Genomic DNA, 23,830 nt, shown 5'->3' with positions numbered 1-23,830 from the left:
GGATGACGCCCCCCGTTTGCCCGGCTGCCGCTGCTTTTGGTTGGACAAAGCAGCATGCGCAGGGGCGGATGGTGCGCTGGGCGGGGGCTTTCGCCCCTCCCGCCCGCGTCTGAACATCATCCGGCCCTGCCGGGCGCCCGAGAGCGCCTGATCCTGTTTACGTGCGTTCTAGTCCCAGCTCAGCGCTCCGCCGGTCTGGTACTCGATCACACGGGTTTCAAAGAAGTTGCGTTCTTTCTTCAAATCAATCATCTCAGCCATCCACGGGAACGGATTCTCTTCCTGTGGGAACAGCGGCTCGATACCGATCTGCTGGCAGCGGCGGTTGGCGATGAAGCGCAGGTACGACTTGAACATCGGCGCGTTCAGTCCCAGCACGCCACGCGGCATGGTGTCTTCGGCGTAAGCGTATTCGAGTTCGACTGCCTTGCGGAAGAGGCCGCGGATCTCCTCGCGGAATTCCGGCGTCCACAGGTGCGGGTTCTCGAGCTTGATCGTGTTGATGAGGTCGATGCCGAAGTTGCAGTGCATGGACTCGTCCCGCAGGATGTACATGTACTGTTCGGCGGCGCCGGTCATCTTGTTCTGGCGGCCCAGCGCCAGGATCTGCGTGAACCCGACGTAGAAGAACAGGCCTTCCATCAGGCACGCGAAGACGATGAGCGACTTGAGCAGCGTCTGGTCGGCTTCGGGCGTGCCGGTCTTGAAGTTCGGATCGGCGATGGCGTCGATGAAGGGGATCAGGAACTCGTCCTTGGCCCGAATGGACGGAATCTCGTTATAGGCATTGAAGATTTCCGACTCGTCCAGGTCCAGGCTCTCGACGATGTACTGGTAGGCGTGGGTGTGGATCGCTTCCTCGAAGGCCTGGCGCAGCAGGAACTGCCGGCACTCCGGGGCGGTGATGTGGCGATAGGTGCCCAGCACGATGTTGTTGGCGGCGAGCGAGTCGGCGGTGACGAAGAACCCGAGGTTGCGCTTGATGATGCGGCGCTCGTCATCGGTGAGGCCGTCCGGGTTCTTCCACAGCGCGATGTCGCGCGACATGTTGATTTCCTGCGGCATCCAATGGTTGGCGCAGGTGGCCAGGTATTTTTCCCAGGCCCACTTGTATTTGAACGGGACCAGCTGGTTGACGTCCGTCTGGCCGTTGATGATGCGCTTGTCCGCGATATTGACGCGGCTGGAGGCGGCAGCGCCGGCAGGCGCCGGGGCGCCCGCGGCCAGCGCGACCTCGTCGAACGCGCCGGCACGCTGAACCGGCGCGGCAGCTCCCGCCGGCTGCGGCGCCGGCGTGGAGGGGGTGGATACTTCTTCGTCCCAAGACAACATAGATCGACTCCGGTATTCAGCGGGGGTTATTGGCAGGCTTCGCACTCTTCGAAGCCGGGATCACCCGGTTTCATGGTACATACCGCCCCGACGATTTCCGGTTCCGGAAGATTGGTGCCCGCTGCGGACGCGCCCGCATTGGACGATGCCATGGGCACGGCGTTCAGCTCGCCGCCGCGTCCAGTCGATTTTTCAGCGCTGGTGGCACCCAGGGTGCGCAGGTAATACGTGGTTTTCAGTCCGCGCTGCCAAGCCAGCTTGTACGTTTCATCGAGTTTCTTGCCGGACGCACCTGCCATATAGATATTGAGCGACTGCGACTGGTCGATCCACTTCTGGCGGCGCGCTGCACATTCGACGAGCCAGCGGGGTTCCACCTCGAAGGCCGTCGCGTACAGCTTGCGCAGCTCGGGAGGTACCCGGTCGATCTTGGCGAGACTGCCATCGAAGTACTTCAGGTCTGCGATCATCACCTCGTCCCACAACCCGAGCTTCTTGAGATCACGCACCAAGTAATCGTTGACGATCGTGAATTCGCCGGAAAGATTCGATTTGACGTACAAGTTCTGATAAGTCGGTTCAATGCACGCAGATACACCAATGATATTGGAAATCGTTGCAGTCGGGGCAATAGCGATGCAATTGGAGTTGCGCATGCCGTGCAGTTTGATGCGCTCGCGCAACGCATTCCAGTCCATCGACGAACTTTCGTCGACGTCGACGTAGCCGCCGCGCTCTTCGCGCAGCAGCTTGATGGAGTCTTGCGGAAGAATGCCGCGGTCCCACAGCGAACCTTCGAACGACGAATAGCGGCCGCGTTCCTCGGCCAGTTCGGTCGAGGCGAGGTAGGCGAAGTAGCACACCGCTTCCATCGAACGATCGGCGAATTCGACCGCGGCTTCCGACGCGTAGGGCACGCGCATGATGTGCAGCGCGTCCTGGAATCCCATGATGCCCATGCCGACGGGGCGGTGGCGCAGGTTGGAGTTGCGCGCCTTGTCGACGGCGTAGTAGTTGATGTCGATCACGTTGTCGAGCATGCGCATGGCCACGCGGATGGTGCGGCGCAGCTTGTCGTGGTCGAGCGTGACCGAGCCATCGTCGTTGGTCTTGAGGTGGGCGACGAGGTTGACCGACCCGAGGTTGCAGACCGCGATTTCGGACTCGTTGGTGTTGAGCGTGATCTCGGTGCACAGGTTGGAGCTGTGCACGACGCCGACGTGCTGCTGGGGCGAGCGGATGTTGCAGGGGTCCTTGAACGTGATCCACGGATGGCCGGTCTCGAACAGCATCGACAGCATCTTGCGCCACAGGTTGACGGCCGGGATCTTCTTGTACAGCTTCAGCTCGCCGCTGGCGACCTTGGCTTCGTAGCCGAGGTAGGCCTTCTCGAATTCCTTGCCGACCTTGTCGTGCAGGTCGGGGCAGTCCGAGGGCGAGAACAGCGTCCATTCGGCGTTGTCCATGACCCGCTTCATGAACAGGTCGGGAATCCAGTTGGCCGTGTTCATGTCGTGCGTGCGGCGGCGTTCGTCGCCGGTGTTCTTGCGCAGCTCCAGGAATTCTTCGATGTCCAGGTGCCAGGTTTCCAGGTAGGTGCAGACGGCGCCCTTGCGCTTGCCGCCCTGGTTGACCGCCACCGCGGTGTCGTTGACCACCTTCAGGAAGGGAACGACGCCCTGGCTTTCGCCGTTGGTGCCCTTGATATGGCTGCGCAGCGCCCGCACCGGGGTCCAGTCGTTGCCCAGGCCGCCGGCGTACTTGGCCAGCAGGGCGTTTTCCTTGATCGCGTCGTAGATGCCTTCCAGGCTGTCGGACACGGTGGTCAGGTAGCACGAGGACAGCTGCGAGTGGAGGGTGCCCGCGTTGAACAGCGTGGGCGTCGAGCTCATGAAGTCGAACGAGGACAGGATGTTGTAGAACTCGATGGCGCGCGTTTCGCGGTCGGTTTCCTCGAGGGCCAGACCCATGGCGACGCGCATGAAGAAGGCCTGCGGCAGCTCGATGCGGGTGCCTTTGATGTGCAGGAAGTAGCGGTCGTAGAGGGTCTGCAGGCCCAGATAGGTGAACTGCAGGTCACGGGTGTGGTCCAGCGCTGCGCCCAGGCGAGCCAGGTCGAAGGCCGCCAGCTTGGGATCGAGCAGGCTCCCTTCGATGCCCCGCGCGATGAATTGCGGGAAATATTCTGCGTAGCGCGTCGCCATGGCGGCTTGTTCGACCTCCTCGCCCAGCACTTCCTTGCGGATGGTGTGCAGCAAGAGGCGTGCCGTGACCGTGCTGTAGGCCGGGTCCTTTTCCAGCTGCGAGCGGGCGGCCAGGATGGCGGACTTGAAGATCTCGTCGGTGGACACGCCGTCGTACAGGTTCTTGACGGTCTCTTTGAAAATGCCTTCGGCCGATACGAATTCTTCCAGGCCCGAGCAAGCGGCCTGGATGATCGCCTCCAGGTGCTTGGGATCGAGCGGGATGCGCAGGCCGTTTTCGGTCACGTGGAGCACGGGCTGGTCGGGCTCGGTATGCATCATGGCGCGCTGCTGGGCGCGCTTCTCGCGATACAGCACGTATGCGCGAGCGACGTCATGTTCGCCGGAGCGCATCAGCGCCAGTTCCACTTGGTCCTGGATATCCTCGATGTGGACGGTGCCGCCGCTGGGCTGGCGGCGTATCAGTGCATGGACGACCTGCTTGGTCAGCGTCTCGACCAGTTCGCGCACGCGCGCGGATGCCGCGCCCTGGCCGCCGTTGACGGCCAGGAAGGCCTTGGTCAGCGCGATCGAGATCTTGCCGGGTTCGAAGCCGACCACGGCGCCATTGCGCCGGATGACCTTGTAGTCGGCGTACGCGTTCTTGTCGGCCTCGAGCGCTGCGGGTTTGGAAGCAAGCGGCGCAGCGTTCGATTGGGCCGAGGGAGTCGTGAGTTGCATAAGGCCTCCTGGATGCATGAAGGCGCGGAGATGGAGCCGCGCCGGTACTCGGTGTTCGGGGATCTGAAGCGAAAAATCTGGGACTACAAGGGCGTCAGGCCGCACCGAAGCGCGGCTCGGGGCCTAACGACGAAGTGTGAGATGACTGCGGCCACCGCACATCCGGGCTGGTATGGATAAGCCATGTTTCCCCTCCCATGCAGCGCGGCTACTACATCTAGTGGTGTGTGGCCGCCACGGCACTAATTCTAGGGGGGGAGGCATTGTACGGCAAGTCCAAAAATGTTGCTGGAGGGTGTGCTCCCCGCTTTCATAGACAAATCGGGCATCTGTTATTTGACAGTGAGGAACCACGCGTGTTTCACGGCGAAACGCACACGAATGGCCGATGAAATGCGGCGTTTACTCTTCGTGGAACAGCGCCCCGGTGGGCCTGGAGAGCGGCCGGCACCTCACTCGACCGGCATTTCGCGCAGTGTCCAGCCGGCTTCCCGGCCGTAGCGCAGCCAATCGAAGGCCGGACCGGGATCGGTCTTGCGGCCGGGCGCGATGTGCTCGTGGCCGCGCACCGCTTCGAGCGGGTAGCGGTCGCGCAGCGCCGGCGTGAGCCAGGCCAGCGCCTGGTACTGCTCGGCGGTATAGGGATCCGTATCGCAGCCTTCGAGCTCTATGCCGATGGAGAAGTCGTTGCAGCGCTCCCGGCCGGCATAGCGCGAGACGCCCGCGTGCCAGGCCCGTTGCTCGGTGCTGGCGAATTGCACGATGCACCCGGCGCGGTCGATCAGGAAATGGGCCGAGACCTTCAGTCCGCGCAGGCATGCGAACCAAGGATGGGCATCGCAATCGAGGGTGTTGGTGAACAGCGCTTCGATGTAAGGGCCGCCGAACTGCCCCGGGGGCAGGCTGATGTTGTGCAGAACCAGCAACGAGACCTCGGTGCCGGCCGGCCGTTCATCGACGTTGGGCGAAGGCACGATGCGCACCGCGGGATGGTCGAGCCAGCCTTGGCGATCGAGCCGGCCCGGCGGTCTGCCGGGAGTCACGAACGGGGTCCTTTGAGCGAATGCGCCAGCGAACAATAGTTGTAGCCCTTGCGGCGCACTGCCTCGGCGGGCGGAAGATGGATGCCGCAATGCGCGCAGCGCACCATGCCGTCCGCGGGAAAGCGCGAGGCGTCGGCCCGCCGCGACTGGCGCCGGTGACCTTGCACGGCGCTGCGCGCGGCGATGCGGGCCACCAGCAGGGCCACGACGATGACGAACAGCCAGAAAAGTAGCTTGCCCATGGGACTCGGAAAAGGTTAGCGGTGCAGGACGAATTCGAGTACGAAGCGGGTGCCGGTGTAGGCCAGCAGCAGGAAGGCGAATCCCGCCAGCGTCCAGCGCAGCGCGATCCGCCCCCGCCAGCCCCACACCTGCCGGCCCAGCAGCAACAGCCCGAAGGTCAGCCACGAGAGCAGCGTGAACACGGTCTTGTGGTCGAAGGGCAGGGCAGTTCCGGACAGCGATTCGGAAATCACGATGCCGGTGATCACGGCCAGGGTCAACAGCACGAAGCCGATCCAGATCAGGCGGAACAGCAGGCGCTCGAGCACCAGCAGCGGCGGGACGGCATCGAACAGCCGGGCGTAGACGCGCGCCGATTCGCGCGGCGCGGGCGGGTTGTTGGCCGAGATGTCGTGCAGCCGCCGATCGGCCGAGGCCATCAGCAGCGCGTGCAGTGCCGCGATGGTTATCATGCTGTAGGCGGCCAGCGCGATGGCCAGGTGCACGCGCAGCCAGCCGCTGTCGGCATGGGCGATGATGCGTCCTTCCGGGAATACGACCGGCAGGATGGTGCCGATCAGGCCCAGCGGCATCAGCCACAGGCGCAGGCCATCGATGGCCACCCAGAGGCTTTCGGCCCAGAAAACGACCAGGCCCAGCCATAGCGCGGCCGAAATCCCGAGCGCAAAGCCCAGCTTGAGGTTGCCGTCGCCGAACATGGCCTGCTGGACCGCTAGGCCGTGCACGACCAGCACCAGCGCCAGCCCCAGACGTTCGGCCGTGCCGGTCCGGGTTTCGGGGTGCAAGGAGACGGCCCGCCAGGCGAGCACCGTCAACAAGGCGTAACCGGCCGCGGCCAGTGCGTGCAATACAATTCCCATATCCATATGGAAGTGTAAGCGAATCCCATTCATGCTCGATAACCTTACCGCCCGCCTGTCCCGCGTCGTCAAGACGCTCAAGGGAGAGGCCCGCCTGACCGAGGCGAATACCCAGGAGATGCTGCGCGAGGTGCGGCTGGCCCTGCTCGAGGCGGACGTCGCGCTGCCCGTCGTGCGCGAATTCATTGCCCGCGTCAAGGAAAAGGCGCTGGGTGAAGACGTCGCCGGCAGCCTGACGCCGGGCCAGGCCCTGGTGGGCGTCGTCCATAAAGAGCTGACCGCGCTGATGGGGGGCGATCTCGGCCCCCATGCGAGCGAGCTGTCGCTGGCGCAGCAGCCGCCCGCCGTGATCCTGATGGCGGGCCTGCAAGGCTCGGGCAAGACCACGACCACCGGCAAGCTCGCGCGCTGGCTGGCCGAGGGCGGTCACAGCCAGAACGGGCGCAAGAGCGGCAAGAAGAAAGTACTGGTGGTCAGCGCCGACGTCTACCGGCCCGCGGCCATCGAGCAGCTCAAGACCGTGGCGGCGCAGGCCGGCGTCGATTTCCTGCCGTCCTCGGCGGACCAGACCCCGGAAGCCATTGCCCGGGCCGCGCTCGATCATGCCCGCCGCCATCACTATGACGTCCTGATCGTCGATACCGCGGGCCGTCTGGGTATCGACGAAGCCATGATGAACGAGATCCGCGCTCTCCATGCGCTGCTCGATCCGATCGAGACCCTGTTCGTGGTCGATGCCATGCTCGGGCAGGACGCGGTCAACGTCGCCAAGGCCTTCAACGACGCGCTGCCGCTCACCGGCGTGGTGCTGACCAAGCTCGACGGCGATGCGCGGGGCGGGGCGGCGCTGTCGGTGCGGCATATCACCGGCAAGCCGCTCAAGTTCGTGGGCGTATCCGAGAAACTGACCGGCCTGGAGCCTTTCCATCCGGAGCGCATGGCGCAGCGGGTCCTGGGCATGGGCGACATCCTGTCGCTGGTGGAGGAAGCCCAGCGCGCCATCGACGTCGACGAAGCGCAGAAGCTGGCGACCAAGCTCAAGTCGGGCGACAAGTTCGACCTCAACGATTTCCGCGCCCAGATCGCCCAGATGAAAAACCTGGGCGACATGGGTTCGTTGCTGGAGAAGCTGCCCGCGCAGTTCGCCCAGGCGGCGGCCCAGGTCGACAGCAAGCAGGCGGGCAAGCAGATCCGCAGGATGGAAGGTATCCTGAACTCGATGACGGAGCTCGAGCGCGCCAAGCCGGAGTTGATCAAGGCTTCACGCAAGCGCCGCATCGCAGCCGGCGCGGGCGTGCAGGTGCAGGAGGTCAACCGCATGCTGTCGCAGTTCGAGCAGATGCAGGCCATGATGAAGCAGATGAAAAAAGGCGGCATGGCCAAGATGATGCGGGCCATGGGCGGCATGAAGGCGTTGCGGGGAATGAAAGGGCTGCCCGGCTTCAAGTAGACCCGGCCTCAATATATATATAGGAGGTCTTATTTACGCGTGCACGGTGTCCGCATCATGACGAAGGCGGACTCTCCCGTCGGGGATGGGGCCGGCGCCCCTCCCGCCGGCGACCTGGACAGGCAGGCCGGGCAACCCGGGACACTGGACTGGGACGCGTCCGGACCGGGCCGGCTGGCCGTGCGCGGCGATTGGACCCTGGCCCATCACGCCCGGCTACGCGCGCAGCTGGGGCGCGTGCCGCAAGGCAAGGTCGGCGTACTGGCGCTACAGGACCTTGCCGCCATCGATACCGCCGGCGCCGCCCTGCTTGCCGAAGCGGTCGGCCCGGACAAGCTGGCGCAGTGGGTGGACGCCGATCCCCATCTCGACCCCGCTCGCCGCGCCTTGCTCGGCACGGTCGCCCGGGCGGCCACCGTGGTTGCCGAGGCCGCGGTGCCGCGGCGCGAAGGCGCCTGCCGCGAATTGCTCGGCCGCATCGGACGCGCCGCCGAGGTCGTCTGGAACCACGTCATCAGCCTGTTCGGATTCATCGGGCTGACACTGCAGGCGCTGGTTGCCACCGCCTTCCGTCCCCGCCGCTGGCGCCTGACCGCGACCGTGGCGCAGATCGACCAGACCGGTTTGGACGCCGTCCCCATCATCGCCTTGCTGACCTTCATGGTGGGCGCTGTCGTGGCGTTCCTGGGCGCCACGGTGCTGCGCGAATTCGGCGCGACGCTCTATACCGTCGACTTGGTCGGTTTTGCGTTCCTGCGGGAGTTCGCCGTGCTGCTGACAGCCATCCTTATGGCCGGCCGCACCGCCAGCGCATTCACGGCACAGATCGGCTCGATGAAGGCGAACGAGGAAATCGACGCCATCCGGGCGCAGGGCCTCGACCCCATCAATCTGCTGGTCCTGCCCCGCGTCATGGCGCTGCTGATATCGCTGCCGCTGCTGACCTTCCTGGCGATGCTGACCGGCATTGCCGGAGGCATGGCGGTTTGCGCGGTCAGCCTGGACATTCCTCCGGCCATGTTCCTCGGCATCTTGCGCGAGAACCTGGGCGTCGGCCATTTCCTGGTGGGCATGGTCAAAGCGCCGGTCTTCGCGTTCGTCATCGCCGTCATCGGTTGCCTGGAAGGGTTCAAGGTCAGCGGCAGTGCGCAGTCGGTGGGCGAGCACACGACCTCCAGCGTGGTGCAATGCATCTTCGTGGTGATCCTGCTCGATGCGCTGGCGGCCCTGTTCTTCATGGAGATGGGATGGTGAGCCCGCCGCCCATCGTCGAAGTGCGGGGACTGGTCAACCAGTTCGGCCGGCAGGTGGTCCATCGCGACCTGGACCTGGACATCTACCGGGGAGAAGTCCTCGGAGTCGTGGGCGGTTCCGGGTCCGGCAAATCGGTGCTGCTGCGTTCCATCGTCGGCTTGCGCCGGCCGACCGCCGGCCGGGTGAGCGTGTTCGGACAGGATCTCACTGCCTTGCCGCCCGGGCCGAGGTCGGAGCTGGAGCGGCGCATGGGGGTGCTGTTCCAGCGAGGCGCGCTATTCTCTTCGTTGACCGTGACCGAGAACATCGCGCTGCCCTTGATCGAGCATGCCCGGATGCCCCGGGCCGAGGCCGAGCGGCTGGCGCGGGTCAAGCTGGCGCTGGCGGGCCTGCCTGCCGACGCTGGCGACAAGTACCCCGCGTCCTTGTCCGGCGGCATGGTCAAGCGCGCGGCGCTGGCCCGTGCGCTGGCGCTCGATCCGGACCTGCTCTTTCTGGACGAGCCCACGGCGGGCCTGGATCCGATCGGTGCCGCCGCATTCGACCAGTTGATATTGACCTTGCGCAACGCACTGGGCTTGACGGTGTTCCTGGTTACCCACGACCTGGATACCTTGTACGCCATCTGCGACCGGGTGGCGGTGCTGGCGCAGAAGAAGGTGCTGGTGGCCGACCGCCTCGATGTCGTCGAGAACGTCGACGATCCGTGGGTGCAGGAATACTTCCAGGGGCCGCGCGGCCGGGCCGCCGCCCACGCCGCGGCCCGCTCTGCTCGAATGGATGGATGAGATGGAAACACGTGCGCATCATGTCGTGATCGGACTGTTCGTCCTGATCGTGGTGACCGCCGGCCTGCTGTTCGCGCTCTGGCTGGCCAAGACCCACTCCGATTCCCAGGTCTCCGAATTCGACGTCGTTTTCAACGAAGCGGTGAACGGGCTCTCCGAGGGCAGCGCCGTCATGTACAGCGGCATCCGGGTCGGCGACGTGGCCCGGCTGCGGCTCGACCCGGTCGATCCGCGCAAGGTGGTGGCGCGGATCCGCATCCGCAGCGATGTGCCGGTCAAGGAAAATACGAGCGCCCAGCTGCGGCTGACCGGCGTCACGGGCACCTCCATCATCCAGCTGGGCAGCGGGACGCCCGAGAGTCCCCGGCTGGCGGGCGATGGCGATGAAGTGCCGGTGATCGTTGCTACGCCGTCGCCGCTGAATCAATTGCTGGCCGGCGGCGAAGACCTGATGCTCAACGTCAACGAGCTGGTCGCCAGCTCGCGCCGCATCCTGTCCGAGGAAAATGCCCGGCAATTGACGCGCGTGCTCCAGAACCTGGAGGAAACCACGGGCGCGATCGCTGCCCAGCGCGAGGATTTTGCGGCGCTGGTGGAGAGCCTGACGCGGGTGAGCCGCCAGGCCGACGAGACGCTGCAGCGCACCTCGGCCCTGGTGGGCCATGCCGACAGTCTGGTGAGCGAGCACGGCCGGCCGACGATGGAGAGCGCCCAGGAGGCCATGCAGTCCCTGGCCCGCGCCAGCGTCAGCATCGATACCCTGGTGCAGGAGAATCGCGGCGCGATCGGCAACGGCGCGCAAAGCCTCAACGAATTGGGCGCCGCGCTGCGCGAACTGCGCTCGACCCTGGCTTCGCTGCGGGCCATTACGCGGCGCCTGGAGGACAACCCCGCCGACTACCTGCTGGGCCGCGAACAACCCAAGGAGTTCACCCCATGATTTCCGTCCGCCATGCCGGCCGGCTGGCCGCCCTCGTCGCGCTGTCGCTGGCCGCGGCCTGCTCGGTCCTGCCCGAGCGGAACCCGGTCGACATCTACCGCCTGCCTTCGGCGCTGACACCGGCGCCTGCCTCGGCCAGCGGGCGGGGGACGCTGCGGGTCTCCATGCCGCATGCGACCTACCGCCTCGAGAGCCCTCGCATCGCGGTCATCGCCGAAGCCAATCGCATCAGCACCTATGCCGGTGCGCGATGGGCCGACACGCCGCCGGCCATGATGCGCGACCGGCTCACCGAGGCCCTCCGGTCGGGCGGCGGCTATGTCAATGTGACGACCGCCGAAAGCAATGTGCAGGCAGAGCTCGACCTGGACACCGAGCTGCGTGCCTTCCATAGCGAATATCGTCAAGGCCAGCCGCACGCCGTTATTGCGCTGCAGGCGCAGCTGGTCGCGACGGCTACGCGCCGGATCGTGGCATCCCGGGCGTTCGAGGTTGCCGAGCCGGCCGACGGGACCGCGGTGCCGGTGGTGGTGGATGCCTTCGGCCGTGCCGCGGATGCCCTGGCCCGCGAAGTGGCCGACTGGGCGGCGCGCCAGGAGCGGCCGGCTGGCGCGGCGGTTACGCTGCGCTGATCCGCCGGCGGGTCAACCGGCGAAGCGGGGCTCGGGCAGGCCCTGGCATCCGGTTTCGACCACGAACAGACCCCCGGCCAGCGGTTCGCGCGCCAGCTGGTCGCCCAGGCGCTGCGAGTGGCTGGTGACGAACATCAGGTCCAGGCCGTCGCCGCCGAAGGCCGGGCAGGTCGGGTTCGACACCGGCAGCTGGATGATGCGGTCCACCCGGCCGTCGGGCGTGTGCCGCACCAGCTGGCCGGTGGCAACCATGGCATTCCATAGACAGCCGTCGGCGTCTATGGCCGCGCCATCGGGCCGTCCCTTCTGGTGGCTCCAGTCCTGGAATACCCGCTGGCGGCTCAGGACGCCGTCGTCCGCGTCGTAGTCGAAAGCCCAGATCAGCTGGCGATGCGTGTCGGCAAAGTACATGGTCCGGTCGTCCGGGCTCCAGGCAATGGAATTGGGGACCACGATGCCCTCCAGCATGGTGCGGCAGCGCAGGTCCGCCTCGAGGCAGTACAGCCGCCCGCCGGGAATCCGCTCGGCGTCCACCATGCTGCCGACCCAGAAGCGGCCGCGGCGGTCGCAACGGCCATCGTTGAGCCGGTTGCCGGGATGGTCGGGCTCGGGGTCGAACAGCGGGCGCGGAGGCTCCGCCAGATCGGGATCATAGGTGTAGAACCCCGAGTCGGTTGCCAGCAGGAAGCCGCCGTTGCGGCGCAGTGCCATGCTGCCTATCAGCATGCCCTCGGCCACCCGCCGCGCCGTGTGCCGGCCGGTGGCCGGATCGTACGACTGCAGCGCTGCCCGGCGCACGTCGACCCACCACAGCAACCGGGTGCGTTCGCACCACATCGGCACTTCGCCCAGTATGTCGGCGCCCGCCACCACGCATTCATAGCGATCCCCCGTTGTCGCGCCCATGTCCCGCTCCTTCGTTCTGTCTATATTGTGGATATTATCAACTATGTAGTTGATTTGTTCAATTAATGCGCGAATAATGCGCGCTGAAAGCAAACATATAGAGAGGAGACACGACAATGAGCGGTTTTTGCAGGATCCGGCCGGCCTGGGGCAGGGGCGCGCAGTGGGTGGTGGCGTTGGCATGCGCCGGCATGGCGCCGATGGCGGCCGTCCAGGCGGAAGGCTTTCCCACCCGCACCGTACAGATCGTGGTGCCGTATCCGCCCGGTGGGCTGACCGACGGCCTGGTCCGGCAAGTGGCGACCGAGCTCGGCCAGAAGTGGAAGCAGAGCGTAGTGGTCGAGAACCGGGGAGGCGCGGGCACCACCATCGGGACGGCGCAAGTGGCGCGGGCCGATGCCGACGGGCACACCTTGCTGTTTACCAGCACGGGCTTCGTGACCAACCAGATCCTGATGAAGTCGCTGCCCTACGAGTCCGATTCGCTGGCGCCCGTCGCCATGGGAGGCACGGCGCCCAACGTGCTCTACGTCCATCCCAGCCTGCCCGTCCACGATGTGGCCGGGCTGGTCGCCTATGCCAAGGCCAAGCCGGGCGAATTGCGCTTCGCCTCGACCGGGAACGGATCCAGTCCGCACCTGACGGCCGAGCTGCTGGCATCGGAAGCCGGCATTTCGATCCTGCATGTTCCCTACAAGGGCGCCGGTCCTGCCTTGAATGATCTCCTGGCGGGGCACGTGAATGCCATGTTCCACTTTCCGGCTTCGCTGGCGCAGGTCAAGCAGGGCAAGCTGCGCGCCATTGCCGTGGCAGCCGACGCGCGCCTGGCCGAGGCACCCGAGCTGACCACGTTCGCCCAGGCGGGACTGCCGGGGGTGGTATCGGGCAGCTGGTTCGGTTTTTTCGCGCCGGCCGCGACGCCGGATGCGGTGAAGGACCAGATCCACCGGGACGTGGCGCAGGCCTTGCAGGCGCCTCACGTGCAGCGCTACATGCGGGACGCCGGCCTGGTCGACGCTGGCATGTCGCGCGCCCAGTTCGCTGCGTTCATCGGCAACGAGCGCGCCAAATGGGAGCGGGTCATCAAGGCGCGGAATATCCGGGTGGAGTAGCGCGCCGCGCATCCGCAGGGGTCTGGAGGGGCCGCCGGCAGGGCCGTCCCTGCCGGAGCGTCAGTTGGCCTGGGCGAGCTTGTCGAGGGTGGCGGCAAGCCCTTCGGCCGCGGGCACCTTGGACGCGGCGTCGTCGCGGCGGCCCTGGATCTCGATCACGCCGTCCTTCAGGCCGCGATCACCCACCGTCACGCGCACCGGTACGCCTATCAGCTCCCAGTCGGCGAACATGACGCCGGGCCGCTCGTCGCGGTCGTCCAGAATGACGTCCACGCCCGCTTCCTTCAGCCCTTCGTAGAGCCGGGTAGCGGTTTCGCGGACGGCTTCGCTCTTGCCCCAGCCCACCGGACATACGACCACCTCGAACGGCGCCAGCGCGCGCGGCCAGATGATGCCGCGGGGGTCGTGGTGCTGCTCGATGGCGGCGCCCACCAAGCGGGTGACGCCTATGCCATAGCAACCCATCTGCATCAGCGCCGGCTTGCCGGTTTCGTCGAGGTAGGTGGCCTTGAGCGCTGCCGAGTACTTGGTACCCAGGAAGAACACGTGTCCCACTTCGATGCCGCGCTGGATGGACAGCGTGCCGCTGCCGTCGGGCGCCGGGTCGCCTTCCACGACGTTGCGCAGGTCGGCCACGAGATCGGGCTCGGGCAGGTCCCGGCCCCAGTTGACGTAGGCGTAGTGATGGTCGGCCTGGTTGGCCCCGGTAACGAAATCATGCATGTTGGCGACCGTGCGGTCGGCCACGACCTTGACCGGTTTGGCGGTACCGACCGGACCGATGAAACCCGGCACGCACCCGAAGTGCTCGACGATTTCCGCATCGGTGGCGAAGCGGTAACCGCGGTCCAGCCCAGGAATCTTGCCGGCCTTGATTTCGTTGAGCTCGTGGTCGGCGCGCAGCAGCAGCAGCCAGATCTGGACCGGCTGACCGGCTTCCTCGGGCTCCACGGCAAGCACGATGGACTTGACGTGGGCGGCCAGCGGCAGGCCGAGCAGTTCGGCCACCGCCTCGCACTTGGTTGCGCCCGGCGTCGGCATTTTCTGCAGCGGCTGGCCGGGCGTGCCGCGCTGGCCGATCAGGCAGGGCGCCTCGGCCAGTTCGATGTTGGCGGCGTATTGGGTGGCGGGGTTGTACACGATGAGGTCTTCGCCGGTGTCGGCGATGACCTGGAATTCATGGCTGCGCGAACCGCCTATCGATCCGGTATCCGCCGCCACGGCGCGGAACGTGAGCCCCATGCGGGAGAAGATCCGCATATACGCCTCGTACATCGCGTCGTAGCTCTTCTGCGCGCAGGCTTCGTCCCGGTCGAACGAATAGGCGTCCTTCATCGTGAACTCGCGCCCCCGCATGACCCCGAAGCGGGGTCGGCGCTCGTCCCGGAACTTGGTCTGGATATGGTAGAAATTCTTCGGCAGCTGGCGCCAGCTGTGGATTTCGTTGCGCGCGATGTCGGTGATGACTTCTTCCGATGTGGGCTGCAGCACGAAGTCGCGGCCGTGGCGGTCCTTGATGCGCAGCAGCTCGGGGCCGTATTGTTCCCAGCGGCCCGATTCCATCCACAGTTCGGCCGGCTGCACGACCGGCATCAGCAGCTCCAGCGCGCCGGCGCGGTCCATTTCCTCGCGGATGATGCCTTCGATCTTGCGGATGACGCGCAGGCCGATGGGCATATAGTTATAGATGCCGCCGGCCAGCTTGCGGATCATGCCGGCCCGGGTCATGAGTTGATGGCTGACGATTTCGGCGTCGGACGGCGCTTCCTTGAGGGTGCCGATATGGAACTGCGATGCGCGCATTGCGTTGCTCACGTGGGTGGATACGGGTTGGGCCCCCTGGGCCTATAATCGACTCAATTGTATGAGAATCGCTGGGGTGGCTCATGCTGGATCGTGAAGGTTACCGTCCCAACGTCGGCATCATCCTCGTCAACCAGAAGAACGAGGTCTTCTGGGGCAAGCGCGTCAACGAACATTCCTGGCAGTTTCCGCAAGGCGGAATCAAGCACGGCGAAAGCCCGGTCCAGGCCATGTTCCGCGAGCTCCACGAAGAAGTGGGTCTGCGGCCCGAGCATGTCCGGATATTGGGTAGAACACGCGACTGGTTGCGCTATAACGTGCCCGAACATTTCGTCAGGCGGGAATGGCGGGGGCACTACAAAGGACAGAAGCAGATCTGGTTCCTGCTTCGCATGCTGGGCCGCGACAGCGACGTCTGCTTGCGCGCGTCCTCGCATCCGGAGTTCGATGCGTGGCGCTGGAGCTCCTACTGGGTGCCGCTGGAATCGGTCATCGAATTCAAGCGCGACGTCTATACGCTGGCCTTGAACGAGCTGGCGGTCGTCCTGTTCCGCCGCAGCCACGAGACCCGCTACCTGCGCCAGCACGTGGGTTCGCACCGGCGTGGCCAGCCCGATCCCCAGTCGTCCATGTCCCGGGAAGTCCCGGAGGTCTGAACGCTGCCTATGTGCTGGCGGCGCGCCGCCATGCGACCGGCGCCGGGGAACGACTTCGGTATGATGCGGCCTAGGTCCCAATGGAAGATGGATATGCATACTCATTACGGTAGGTGGCATGCGGCGCGGCCTGTTCGCAAGCTGGGCCGGCTCGCCGCCTGGGCCGGGGCAGGGTGCCTGGCCGTGTTTCTTGCCGCCTGCGGCAGCCAGCCGCGCGGCGAAGGCAACTACCTGCTGGACGACCTCGATGCCCAGCGCAACCTGCCGGACGCCGATTGGGACGCATTGAAATCGAAGCTGCCACCCGTGCCGACCGCGGGCGACGTGCTGCCTGTCGAACCGCTCGCCCGCACCGAGCACTTCCGTTTCGGCGTGGATCCCCGCTCCATCGAGATCGCGCCCGGCCTTATCGTCCGCTATACGCTGCGCGCCGTGAGCGACATGGGCGCCGAGAACATTTCCTATGAATCCGTGCGCTGCGGCACGCGCGAATGGCGCACCGTCGCGCTGTACCGGCCGGGTTCCGGCTGGCAGCGTGCCCAGAACGACGAATGGCGCGATCTGGTGCCCGGTACGGTCCAGCATGTGTTGCGCAACGGTGTCTTCTGCTCTGGTGGAGGCCCTGCCGGCGCGAAAGCCGAGGACCTCGCTTACCGGCTGCGGCACTGGGAGCGCTACGCAGACGGGCTGGCCGGCCGCAGCCTGCAGTAGAACGCGCCCGTAGCGGGACACCGCAGCAGCGCAGGGGCCGTCGCCCGGCGGCCTTACGGCGTACCCGCGACGTCCACCACCAGGCCGTCGCGCGCGACCGCCACCCCGGCCGGCGCCTGGTCCACGCCGCCTTCCATCCACCATCGGTCGAAGTCGTGGCCGATATGCGTCAGCCACGCCTGCGCGGGCGCGATCTGCGAGACCGATGCCAGCGCGCGGGTCCAGTCGTTGTGGTTGCGCGGATTGCCGCAAGGCGGAAAGGTGCAGTCCAGCGCCAGCGCGCTCGGCGCCCAGTCTTCCAGCCAGGCAGCGGTTTTCGGCGGCAAATCCAGGGTATCCGTGAGGTAGGCGAAGCGCGCGCCGTCCGGCCCTTCGACGGCATAGCCGTGGGTGGGCTTGGAATGGATCAGCGGCAGCGGCGTCAGGCGCAGGTCGCCGATGTCTAAGGGCGTGAATTTCGCGGCCTGGCGGAAGGCCAGTAAACCAGGGTTCCGGTACAAGTCCGCGCAGCCTTCGGTATCGGGCGGCGCCCAGACCGGGATCGGTTCGCCCACCCCCCAGCGAAAATGAAACAGGCCCTGCACATGATCGGGATGAAAATGCGTCAGTACGATGGCATCCAGGCTGCCCGGGGGGAAACGGTGGTCCAGGTCCGTCAGCCCGGCGTCGAGCAGGATGCGCGTGGCGGCTGTCTCGACCAGGGCCGAGCACGGGCGGCGAACCGCCGCGGGGTCTCGCCTAGCCTGTGCACAGGCCGCGCATGGGCACCCATGAAGCGGCACGCCGCCCGCCGCGCCCGTGCCCAGGAACGTTACGCGCATGCCAGGGCCCCGCTGCGCCTGCGGATCAGCGCAACCAGTGCTTCGCCCGCCGGCGCGAGCTCGCCGTCGTTGCGGATTACGTCGCGCGAGTCGCCCATGCCGCCGAGCTCGTGATGACGTTGCAGGCGCGCCTCGATCTGTTCCGCCGTCTCGCGTCCTCGGGCGCGCAGCCGTGCCCGCAGGACGGCGTCCGAGACTTCGATCGCCACCGGCAGCAGTTCCGGATAGCGTTTCCTGGCCTGGGGCAGATAGCCGCGCGAACCATTGACCACCACGGTCACGCCTTTCGCCAGCCATTGGTTGATCTCGATGCCTATGCCATACGAGAGGCCGTGGCTGCGCCAATGCAGGGCGAACAAGTCCGCCTTCGCCCGGGCCGCGAATTCCTCCTCGGACAAGGCGATGTGGTTTTCGCCGCCGGCATCCGCGGGCCGCGTGATGTAGCGGTGCGCGAAGCAGACGCCCGGTTGGCTCGCCAGCCGCTCGCGCGCGTACCGGATCAGGGAGTCCTTGCCGCTGCCCGACGGGCCGACGACATAGATCAAAGGCGTTTGCATGACGGCCTCAGGCGGGGGCGAAATGGGCGGACAGGGCGGGCCTGCCGGCGGACCAGACGCGCTCGACCTGGGGCAGTCCTGCGCATTGCCGGACGGCGATGAGGTCGGCGCGGTTGCCGGCCGCGATCTCGCCCCGGTCGGCGAGGCCGGCGGCGCGCGCCGGATTACGTGTCACCAGCGCGATGGCCGCCGGCAGCGAGATGCCGGCCAGTTCGGGGAGGCGCATCACCGAGGGCAGCAGCGCTGCGGGCGAATAATCGCCGCACAGGCAATCGGCCACGCCCGCCAGGACGGCGTCGAGGGCACGCATATTGCCCGATTGGGATTTGCCGCGCAGCACGTTCGGAGCACCGAACAAGGTCGCCAGGCCCTGGGCGCGGGCGGCGGCGGCGGTCTCGAGGTTGATGGGGAACTCGGAGATCACCGCGCCCAGCGCGTCGACCGCGGCGATCTTCGAGGGCGAGTCGTCGTCATGGCTGGCGATGGCTACGCCGCGGTCACGGGCTGCGGCCGCCAGGGCTTCCATTCGCGACAGTGCGCCGCGCGCCGATTCGGCTTTGCGCTGGAGGATGTCGTCCAGCGCCGCTTCACCCGTTTTGTAGGTCTTTGCCAGGTAGTTCCGGTAGGCTTCGACGTCGCGGAACTGGCCCTGGCCGGGACTGTGGTCCATGAACGAGAGCAAGTGCACCACGCCTTCGCCGAGCAGCGCCGATAGATAGGGCGATGCGGTCTCGTCCGTGACTTCGTAGCGGGCGTGCACGCGATTGTCGATCAGGGCATGGGCTTGCCAGGCATGGATGGCGCGGGCAATGTCCGAGGCGAAGGCGTTGTTGCGCACGCCCAGTTCATGGTTGGCGAAAGACAGCGCATGGAAGACCGTCGTAATCCCCGCCGCGGCGTTGCGCTTGTCTGCCTGGGCGCATGCCAGGTCCAGGGGGAAATGGACGCCGGGGCGCGGCTCTACTTCTTTTTCGAGGGCGTCGCAGTGCAGGTCGACCAGGCCGGGCATCAGCATCCGGCCGGAGAGGTCTATTTCGACGGCGCCTGCCGTGCCGTCGGGATCGATGGCGGCAATCGTCTCCCCTTGGACCAGGATGGCAAGGTCGGAGCACACCTGGTCGGACAGGACGACGGTGGCGTGGGTGAGCAGGAATCGGTTCATGAAAGGCAAGTCTCCAGGAGGTCGGTTGCCGCGACCGGCGGCGCCAGCTCGACTACGTGGTCGGCGAGGCGGCGGACGAGCTCGGGATGGTGGAAGATGGCCAGCATGGCCACGCCTTCCTGCTTGATGGTTTGCAGCAGCCGTACCACGCGTTCTGTGGTGGCGGGGTCCAGGCTGGCCGTCGGCTCGTCGAGCAGCAGCAGACGCGGACGCGCGATCAGGCCGCGGGCAAGGTTGACCCGCTGCTTTTCGCCGCCCGAGAAAGTGGCGGGGGGCACTTCCCATAGGCGTTCAGGGACATCGAGCAGCGCCAGCAGCGTGCGCGCCCGCTCCCGCGCCGAATCGCGTGCTTCCCCCCGGATGACCAGGGGTTCGGCCACCACGTCGAGCGCCGGCTTGCGGGGAAGGCAATGCAGGAACTGTGTCACGAAACCGATCTCGGTCCGCCGCAGCGCCAGAATCTCGTGCTCCGACACCTGGGCGAGGTCCACCTCGCGGCCACCGCCGTCACGGTAGAGGATGCGGCCGGCGCTGGGCAGGTAGGTGCGGTAGACGCACTTCAGGACCGACGACTTGCCGGCGCCGGTGGGGCCCACCAGCGCGGAGAGCTGCCCCGGAAACGCCGACAGGCTTACGTCAACGCACGAAGGCAAGCGCTTGTCCTGGTCATGCAGCAGAAAATGCTTGCGCAATCCCTCGATGGTCAGAATGGGCTGCATGGCGGCCTCCTTACAGGGCGGAGGCCACCAGCCGCTGGGTATACGCGTGCTGGGGGTCTTCCAGGATTTGATCGGTCAGTCCGGACTCGATGATCCGGCCGTACTTCATGACCAGGGTTCTCCCCGCCAGCAGGCGGATGACGCCGAGGTCGTGCGTGACGACGATCATGGCGGTCGCGAGTTCCTGCTGTATTTCCAGGATCAGGTCGAGGATGCGGGCCTGCACCGAAAGATCCAGTCCAGTGGTGACCTCGTCCAGGTACAGCAGCGGCGGCCGCGTGGCCAGGGCCTTGGCGATCTGTACCCGCTGTTGCATGCCTCCCGAGAACTGCTTCGGCGATTCGTCCATGCGGTCAGGCCGGACCTCGGTGCGTGCCAGCAGGCGGCGGGCGCGGTCGCGGATATCGCCGTAGTGGGCCAGGTCGCTCATCAACAGGCGCTCGGCGATGTTTCCTCCCGCCGAGACGTTGAAATTCAAGCCCAGGTGCGGGTTCTGGTACACCATGCCGAAGCGGTGGTTGCGCAGCCAGCGCTGCTGCGCGGGATTGGAGGCGAACAGGTTCCATGACCGGTCGCCGTCGTGGAACCGGGCCGCGCCGCTGGTGGGCGTTTCGTCGAAGAACAGCGTCTTGACGACGGTGGATTTGCCGCTCCCCGATTCACCCATGATGCCGAGGATCTCGCCGGCATGCAGGTCGAACGACACGCCATGGGCGGCCACCACCGAGCCGCAATGCGGGCAGATGTTGGTATCGGCCTGCGGGCCCGTGCTGGCGACGCATTGGGGGCAACCGGGTCCGTGGATCTTGGCCAGATTGCGCACTTCCAGGATCTTCTTCATGTCGCGGCTCCCGCCTGGTGTGCGGCGAGCTGCTCGTCGCAGTAGTCGGAATCCGAGCACTGCCACGATTTGCTGCCGTCATCCGCAATCAGTTCGTCCAGGAAACTGTCGGTGGCCCCGCAACGGCAGCAGGCGCGCCGCTGGCCATGCTCGTCGTGGAAGTCCTCGACGCGGAACGGGACGTCATCGAAGGCCAGCGGCACGGCATCGGTATAGGGCGGCACGGCATAGATCTTCTTCTCGCGGCCGGCCCCGAGCAGGACCAGCGCGGCCGACTGGTGCAGCTTGGGCACGTCGTAGCGTGGAATAGGACTCGGATCGATCACGTAGTGACCGTTGATCCGGGTCGGATAGCGGTGGGAAATGGTGATCTCGTCGAACTGCACGATGTCCTCGTAGAGCTTGGTCAGCAGGCGGGAGTAGTCGCCTTCCGCGTGCATGGCCTTGCGCCGGGCCTCCGAAGGTTCCACCACGACCAGCGGGTCGGGATAGGGCACCTGCAGCACCAGGATTTGCGCGTCGGTCAGCGGCACTTCCGGGACGCGGTGGCGCGACTGGATCAGGCTTGCCTGCCGGGTATGGGTGGTGGTCTGCACCCCGGGGCAGGTCAGCTCGACGAACTGGCGCAGGTTGACGGCATTGACCGAGTCGTCCGACCCCTGGTCGATGACCTTTAGCGTGTCGTCCGGGCCCACCAGCGACAGCGTAAGCTGCAGGCCGCCGGTGCCGAACCCGCGTCCCATGGGCATTTCCCGCGAGGCGTACGGGGTCTGGTAGCCGGGAATGGCAATGGCTTTCAGGATGGCACGCCGGACTTCGCGTTTGGCAAACTCATCGAGGAAGCCGAAGCTGTAGGCAACGTCGTCGCCAGGCAGCGCATAGGGGGCGTTCATCGATGTCCTCCCCGGCCGATACCGGCCTTGGCCTGCGTGGTGCGCAGGCGGTCCATGTCGGATTGGAAAGTGACGTAGTGGGGCATCTTGTAGTGGTTGGCAAAGCCCATGGAGTCGACCCCGTCGACGTGCAGCAGGACGAACTCGGGATCCTCAGACGGATTGCCGGGGCCGTCGCGCATACCTTTTTGCAGCGAGCGGTCGAGAATGGCCATGGAGATGGCCTTGACTTCGTTGTGGCCGAAGCAGGCGCCATAGCCGAGGGTGAAGGTCGGCGGGCCGTCCGCGTTGCCTTCGTACATGGCAACGACCTCGCATTCGGTAATGAGGACCTCGCCGGCCTCGACCGGTTCGCCCGTCGCGGGATGCGGCAGCAATACCGGTAGATAGCCGACGCGCAGCTCTGCGATGGTGGGGTGGACGTCGCCATAGCCGCGCATATTCGAATAGGCGATGGCCAGCAGCGAACCGGTTTCCGCGCGCGCCATCGTTGCCAGTGCCGCGGAGCGGGGAACCGGAAACACCAGGGGCTCGCGGGTGATGTCGAAGGGCGGGCTGACGGTGGCATCGAGCGCCGGCAACAAGCCTTCCGCGCGCAGGGCATCGACCACTTTGGGAAAGGTGTCCGGCAGCTCGGCGTCGACGACGTCTTCCAGGAAGCGCCGCGCGACGCCGCGGAAGGCCTCGGGACACTCGTCGGCCAGATCCAGGCGCATAAGCCGCAGCGCATAGTCGGACGTCGGTCCGAGCATCTGGCCGCCGGGTATGTCCTTGAACGCGCTGGAGATGCGGCGGATCGGCCGCATCTTGCGCGTGTCCTGCATCGGCGCATCGAGAAGCCGCGGCTTGGTCGAACGGTAGGCGCGCAACGCGAAGGCGGCCTCCAGCGTGTCGCCCTGCATCTGCTTGATGGCCAGCGCCGCCAGGCGCGGATGGTAGAGCCCGCCTTCCGACACCACCCGCGACGTCAGCAGACGCAGCTGGTTCTCGATGGCGGCGAGCGCAAGCGGGACGCCCGACTCGCCCTCGGCCGTGCGCAGGGCCTCCAGCGCCGCTTCGGCGCCCCGGATGGCCTCGCCTCCTCCTTTGATTGCGACGTATCCCATCAGGCGGCTCCTTCCATAACGATACGGGTCGTGCGCGGCAGGGCCACAGCCGAACGGCCGGCCAGTACGACGAGGTCCACGCCGAGCGGGAAGCCGGCATTCCACGCCGCGCGTTCCTGCCACCAGACCGGCTCGATGCCTTGAACCGCAAGGGTGGCGGGGGCCGCAATACCGGGGCCCTCCAGGCTCAGTCGATAACCGGAGCCGAGTCCGTTCGCCGCCAGCAGCAGGGTGGCGCCCTGTTCGGGGTTATCGAGCGAGCCGAGCGCAGGCGCGAAGTCCGGCGCGCGCGAGCCCTCGGCGACCACGAATTGCGCGGTCTCGGGCGTGGCTGGCCGCGCGCCCAGGCGGCGGCGGTCGTCCGCGGCGACCAAGCCGTGCGGATCGGCCATGCTGACACTGCCGTCGATCAGGGTCGCCAGCAACAGCGGCAAGGCATCGGCCGCGCCGGTATCGAACGAGACGATGCGTCCGGGGTAGGAGAAGGCTGCGAGCACTTGCCGGAAAGCGGCTTGTTGCGCGGCGGGTTGCCAGTCCGAGGGCACCGAGGTGCGGCTGTGCGAGGCGCTATCAGGCATCGTCGTCCTCGCCGCTTTGGGTGCCGAGGATGGAAAAATCGACGCCCGTGGCAATCAGCAGTTTCCTGCGCTCGGCTTCGGTCCTGGCCACTTCGTCCGCACCCTCGGCCAGCAGTTGCCGTGCGTCTTCATGTCCCGGCAGCCGGGCAGCCACGATGCCGTCGAGCACGGCCAGCGCCCGGGCGAGGCTGGCACGGTCATCCATCACCGCGGCGGCCCCTTCCGCCGCGTGGCCCTGGTCGTCGGAAATGCGCACGTGGGCACGGGCAAGCGGGATCTCGCCCAGGAAATAGGCCTGGCCCAGAGCGCCGTCGGCCAGCGGCAGCAGGCCCAGGCCGGATTGCGGCAGTTCGAGGTCGTCGATGCGATAGCGCGCCGCCAGCGTGCCGGCAGCCGCTTTCACGCGGTCGGCGGGCAGCGCCGACCATAGGCGCAGCCACTGGTGGCGGGGGAATTCAGGCAAGGTTGTCATGGACGGAGTCTTTTGTACGGATATCTA

Annotated in this window: 24 protein-coding genes; 8 read left to right on the top strand and 16 right to left on the bottom strand. The window is 66.4% G+C overall.

What is annotated here, in order from left to right:
* Positions 1-168: 168 nt before the first annotated feature.
* The 5 genes from QHC78_RS04410 to QHC78_RS04390 all read right to left on the bottom strand — a co-directional run bounded on the left by QHC78_RS04410 (position 169) and on the right by QHC78_RS04390 (position 6,408).
* On the bottom strand, positions 169-1,332 hold the full coding sequence (locus QHC78_RS04410; RefSeq protein WP_319742642.1) for a ribonucleotide-diphosphate reductase subunit beta: 1,164 nt from the start codon (positions 1,330-1,332) through the stop codon (positions 169-171).
* Between the two features lie 26 nt (positions 1,333-1,358).
* Complete coding sequence (locus QHC78_RS04405; RefSeq protein WP_319742641.1) at positions 1,359-4,256, bottom strand: ribonucleoside-diphosphate reductase subunit alpha; 2,898 nt, start codon at positions 4,254-4,256, stop codon at positions 1,359-1,361.
* Positions 4,257-4,708: 452 nt separating this feature from the next.
* Positions 4,709-5,299, bottom strand: a complete 591-nt coding sequence (gene ampD, locus QHC78_RS04400) for a 1,6-anhydro-N-acetylmuramyl-L-alanine amidase AmpD (protein ID WP_319742640.1) — start codon at positions 5,297-5,299, stop codon at positions 4,709-4,711.
* Positions 5,296-5,541: a PP0621 family protein gene (locus QHC78_RS04395; RefSeq protein ID WP_319742639.1), complete on the bottom strand. Its 246-nt coding sequence runs from the start codon at positions 5,539-5,541 to the stop codon at positions 5,296-5,298. Before QHC78_RS04395 ends, ampD begins: the two co-directional genes overlap by 4 nt.
* 15 nt (positions 5,542-5,556) lie before the next feature.
* Entirely contained in the window at positions 5,557-6,408 is an 852-nt protein-coding gene (locus QHC78_RS04390; protein ID WP_319742638.1) for a cytochrome C assembly family protein, read from the bottom strand.
* 25 nt (positions 6,409-6,433) lie between these two features.
* Between QHC78_RS04390 and ffh the strand changes: the two genes are divergently transcribed.
* The 5 genes from ffh to QHC78_RS04365 are packed head-to-tail and all read left to right on the top strand — an operon-like array spanning position 6,434 to position 11,466.
* A complete protein-coding gene (gene ffh / locus QHC78_RS04385; RefSeq protein ID WP_319742637.1) occupies positions 6,434-7,852 on the top strand; it encodes a signal recognition particle protein in 1,419 nt (472 codons plus the stop codon).
* A 57-nt stretch (positions 7,853-7,909) separates the two neighbouring features.
* Positions 7,910-9,106: an ABC transporter permease gene (locus QHC78_RS04380; protein ID WP_319742636.1), complete on the top strand. Its 1,197-nt coding sequence runs from the start codon at positions 7,910-7,912 to the stop codon at positions 9,104-9,106.
* Positions 9,100-9,894, top strand: coding sequence for an ABC transporter ATP-binding protein (locus tag QHC78_RS04375; protein WP_319742635.1), 795 nt, complete (start codon positions 9,100-9,102; stop codon positions 9,892-9,894). The genes QHC78_RS04380 and QHC78_RS04375 overlap by 7 nt, the downstream gene beginning before the upstream one ends.
* A gap of 1 nt (position 9,895) precedes the next feature.
* On the top strand, positions 9,896-10,834 hold the full coding sequence (locus QHC78_RS04370; protein WP_319742634.1) for an MlaD family protein: 939 nt from the start codon (positions 9,896-9,898) through the stop codon (positions 10,832-10,834).
* A complete protein-coding gene (locus tag QHC78_RS04365) occupies positions 10,831-11,466 on the top strand; it encodes an ABC-type transport auxiliary lipoprotein family protein (RefSeq protein WP_319742633.1) in 636 nt (211 codons plus the stop codon). The genes QHC78_RS04370 and QHC78_RS04365 overlap by 4 nt, the downstream gene beginning before the upstream one ends.
* A gap of 12 nt (positions 11,467-11,478) precedes the next feature.
* Here the strand turns inward: QHC78_RS04365 and QHC78_RS04360 are convergent, their stop codons facing one another.
* Entirely contained in the window at positions 11,479-12,372 is an 894-nt protein-coding gene (locus QHC78_RS04360; RefSeq protein WP_319742632.1) for an SMP-30/gluconolactonase/LRE family protein, read from the bottom strand.
* Between the two features lie 116 nt (positions 12,373-12,488).
* Between QHC78_RS04360 and QHC78_RS04355 the strand changes: the two genes are divergently transcribed.
* The gene (locus QHC78_RS04355) at positions 12,489-13,484 is read left to right on the top strand and encodes a Bug family tripartite tricarboxylate transporter substrate binding protein (protein WP_319742631.1); all 996 of its coding nucleotides are present in this window, start codon (positions 12,489-12,491) and stop codon (positions 13,482-13,484) included.
* Between the two features lie 60 nt (positions 13,485-13,544).
* Here QHC78_RS04355 and QHC78_RS04350 read toward each other — a convergent pair whose 3' ends face one another.
* The gene (locus QHC78_RS04350; protein WP_319742630.1) at positions 13,545-15,287 is read right to left on the bottom strand and encodes a proline--tRNA ligase; all 1,743 of its coding nucleotides are present in this window, start codon (positions 15,285-15,287) and stop codon (positions 13,545-13,547) included.
* 83 nt (positions 15,288-15,370) lie between these two features.
* On the opposite strand from QHC78_RS04350, the gene QHC78_RS04345 reads away from it, so the two are divergent.
* On the top strand, positions 15,371-15,943 hold the full coding sequence (locus tag QHC78_RS04345; RefSeq protein WP_319742629.1) for an RNA pyrophosphohydrolase: 573 nt from the start codon (positions 15,371-15,373) through the stop codon (positions 15,941-15,943).
* A 93-nt stretch (positions 15,944-16,036) separates the two neighbouring features.
* Positions 16,037-16,654 (top strand): CNP1-like family protein, encoded by a 618-nt coding sequence (locus QHC78_RS04340; RefSeq protein WP_319742628.1) that lies wholly within the window; start codon positions 16,037-16,039, stop codon positions 16,652-16,654.
* Between the two features lie 53 nt (positions 16,655-16,707).
* Here QHC78_RS04340 and phnP read toward each other — a convergent pair whose 3' ends face one another.
* Genes phnP through phnG form a run of 9 tightly spaced genes read right to left on the bottom strand, consistent with a single transcriptional unit; the run spans position 16,708 to position 23,803 of the window.
* On the bottom strand, positions 16,708-17,475 hold the full coding sequence (gene phnP / locus QHC78_RS04335; protein WP_319742627.1) for a phosphonate metabolism protein PhnP: 768 nt from the start codon (positions 17,473-17,475) through the stop codon (positions 16,708-16,710).
* Entirely contained in the window at positions 17,466-18,032 is a 567-nt protein-coding gene (phnN, locus tag QHC78_RS04330; RefSeq protein ID WP_319742626.1) for a phosphonate metabolism protein/1,5-bisphosphokinase (PRPP-forming) PhnN, read from the bottom strand. The genes phnP and phnN overlap by 10 nt, the downstream gene beginning before the upstream one ends.
* Before the next feature lie 7 nt (positions 18,033-18,039).
* Positions 18,040-19,194, bottom strand: coding sequence for an alpha-D-ribose 1-methylphosphonate 5-triphosphate diphosphatase (locus QHC78_RS04325; RefSeq protein WP_319742625.1), 1,155 nt, complete (start codon positions 19,192-19,194; stop codon positions 18,040-18,042).
* Positions 19,191-19,913 (bottom strand): phosphonate C-P lyase system protein PhnL, encoded by a 723-nt coding sequence (phnL, locus tag QHC78_RS04320; RefSeq protein WP_319742624.1) that lies wholly within the window; start codon positions 19,911-19,913, stop codon positions 19,191-19,193. Before phnL ends, QHC78_RS04325 begins: the two co-directional genes overlap by 4 nt.
* 10 nt (positions 19,914-19,923) lie before the next feature.
* Positions 19,924-20,754: an ATP-binding cassette domain-containing protein gene (locus QHC78_RS04315; protein ID WP_319742623.1), complete on the bottom strand. Its 831-nt coding sequence runs from the start codon at positions 20,752-20,754 to the stop codon at positions 19,924-19,926.
* Complete coding sequence (locus tag QHC78_RS04310; protein ID WP_319742622.1) at positions 20,751-21,647, bottom strand: alpha-D-ribose 1-methylphosphonate 5-phosphate C-P-lyase PhnJ; 897 nt, start codon at positions 21,645-21,647, stop codon at positions 20,751-20,753. The genes QHC78_RS04315 and QHC78_RS04310 overlap by 4 nt, the downstream gene beginning before the upstream one ends.
* Positions 21,644-22,753, bottom strand: a complete 1,110-nt coding sequence (locus QHC78_RS04305; protein ID WP_319742621.1) for a carbon-phosphorus lyase complex subunit PhnI — start codon at positions 22,751-22,753, stop codon at positions 21,644-21,646. Before QHC78_RS04305 ends, QHC78_RS04310 begins: the two co-directional genes overlap by 4 nt.
* Positions 22,753-23,331 (bottom strand): phosphonate C-P lyase system protein PhnH, encoded by a 579-nt coding sequence (gene phnH / locus QHC78_RS04300; RefSeq protein WP_319742620.1) that lies wholly within the window; start codon positions 23,329-23,331, stop codon positions 22,753-22,755. Before phnH ends, QHC78_RS04305 begins: the two co-directional genes overlap by 1 nt.
* Positions 23,324-23,803 (bottom strand): phosphonate C-P lyase system protein PhnG, encoded by a 480-nt coding sequence (phnG, locus tag QHC78_RS04295; protein ID WP_319742619.1) that lies wholly within the window; start codon positions 23,801-23,803, stop codon positions 23,324-23,326. Before phnG ends, phnH begins: the two co-directional genes overlap by 8 nt.
* Positions 23,804-23,830 lie beyond the last annotated feature (27 nt).

Source organism: Pigmentiphaga sp. (assembly GCF_033795525.1).
In the GTDB taxonomy this organism is placed as follows: Bacteria; Pseudomonadota; Gammaproteobacteria; order Burkholderiales; family Burkholderiaceae_B; genus Pigmentiphaga.
Note: the sequence above shows the minus strand (reverse complement) of the source record. Positions and strands in the feature narration are given on the sequence as shown.

Coding starts and splice junctions, on each gene's coding strand:
- ffh (WP_319742637.1), top strand. CDS start 6,434: ATGCTCGATAACCTTACCGCCCGCCTGTCCCGCGTCGTCAAGACGCTC.
- phnG (WP_319742619.1), bottom strand. CDS start 23,803: ATGACAACCTTGCCTGAATTCCCCCGCCACCAGTGGCTGCGCCTATGG.
- phnL (WP_319742624.1), bottom strand. CDS start 19,913: ATGCAGCCCATTCTGACCATCGAGGGATTGCGCAAGCATTTTCTGCTG.
- QHC78_RS04370 (WP_319742634.1), top strand. CDS start 9,896: ATGGAAACACGTGCGCATCATGTCGTGATCGGACTGTTCGTCCTGATC.
- phnP (WP_319742627.1), bottom strand. CDS start 17,475: ATGCGCGTAACGTTCCTGGGCACGGGCGCGGCGGGCGGCGTGCCGCTT.
- QHC78_RS04390 (WP_319742638.1), bottom strand. CDS start 6,408: ATGGATATGGGAATTGTATTGCACGCACTGGCCGCGGCCGGTTACGCC.
- QHC78_RS04305 (WP_319742621.1), bottom strand. CDS start 22,753: ATGGGATACGTCGCAATCAAAGGAGGAGGCGAGGCCATCCGGGGCGCC.
- QHC78_RS04345 (WP_319742629.1), top strand. CDS start 15,371: ATGCTGGATCGTGAAGGTTACCGTCCCAACGTCGGCATCATCCTCGTC.
- QHC78_RS04360 (WP_319742632.1), bottom strand. CDS start 12,372: ATGGGCGCGACAACGGGGGATCGCTATGAATGCGTGGTGGCGGGCGCC.
- phnN (WP_319742626.1), bottom strand. CDS start 18,032: ATGCAAACGCCTTTGATCTATGTCGTCGGCCCGTCGGGCAGCGGCAAG.
- QHC78_RS04325 (WP_319742625.1), bottom strand. CDS start 19,194: ATGAACCGATTCCTGCTCACCCACGCCACCGTCGTCCTGTCCGACCAG.
- QHC78_RS04340 (WP_319742628.1), top strand. CDS start 16,037: ATGCATACTCATTACGGTAGGTGGCATGCGGCGCGGCCTGTTCGCAAG.
- QHC78_RS04315 (WP_319742623.1), bottom strand. CDS start 20,754: ATGAAGAAGATCCTGGAAGTGCGCAATCTGGCCAAGATCCACGGACCC.
- QHC78_RS04350 (WP_319742630.1), bottom strand. CDS start 15,287: ATGCGCGCATCGCAGTTCCATATCGGCACCCTCAAGGAAGCGCCGTCC.
- QHC78_RS04395 (WP_319742639.1), bottom strand. CDS start 5,541: ATGGGCAAGCTACTTTTCTGGCTGTTCGTCATCGTCGTGGCCCTGCTG.
- QHC78_RS04365 (WP_319742633.1), top strand. CDS start 10,831: ATGATTTCCGTCCGCCATGCCGGCCGGCTGGCCGCCCTCGTCGCGCTG.
- QHC78_RS04375 (WP_319742635.1), top strand. CDS start 9,100: ATGGTGAGCCCGCCGCCCATCGTCGAAGTGCGGGGACTGGTCAACCAG.
- QHC78_RS04355 (WP_319742631.1), top strand. CDS start 12,489: ATGAGCGGTTTTTGCAGGATCCGGCCGGCCTGGGGCAGGGGCGCGCAG.
- QHC78_RS04405 (WP_319742641.1), bottom strand. CDS start 4,256: ATGCAACTCACGACTCCCTCGGCCCAATCGAACGCTGCGCCGCTTGCT.
- QHC78_RS04380 (WP_319742636.1), top strand. CDS start 7,910: ATGACGAAGGCGGACTCTCCCGTCGGGGATGGGGCCGGCGCCCCTCCC.
- phnH (WP_319742620.1), bottom strand. CDS start 23,331: ATGCCTGATAGCGCCTCGCACAGCCGCACCTCGGTGCCCTCGGACTGG.
- QHC78_RS04310 (WP_319742622.1), bottom strand. CDS start 21,647: ATGAACGCCCCCTATGCGCTGCCTGGCGACGACGTTGCCTACAGCTTC.
- QHC78_RS04410 (WP_319742642.1), bottom strand. CDS start 1,332: ATGTTGTCTTGGGACGAAGAAGTATCCACCCCCTCCACGCCGGCGCCG.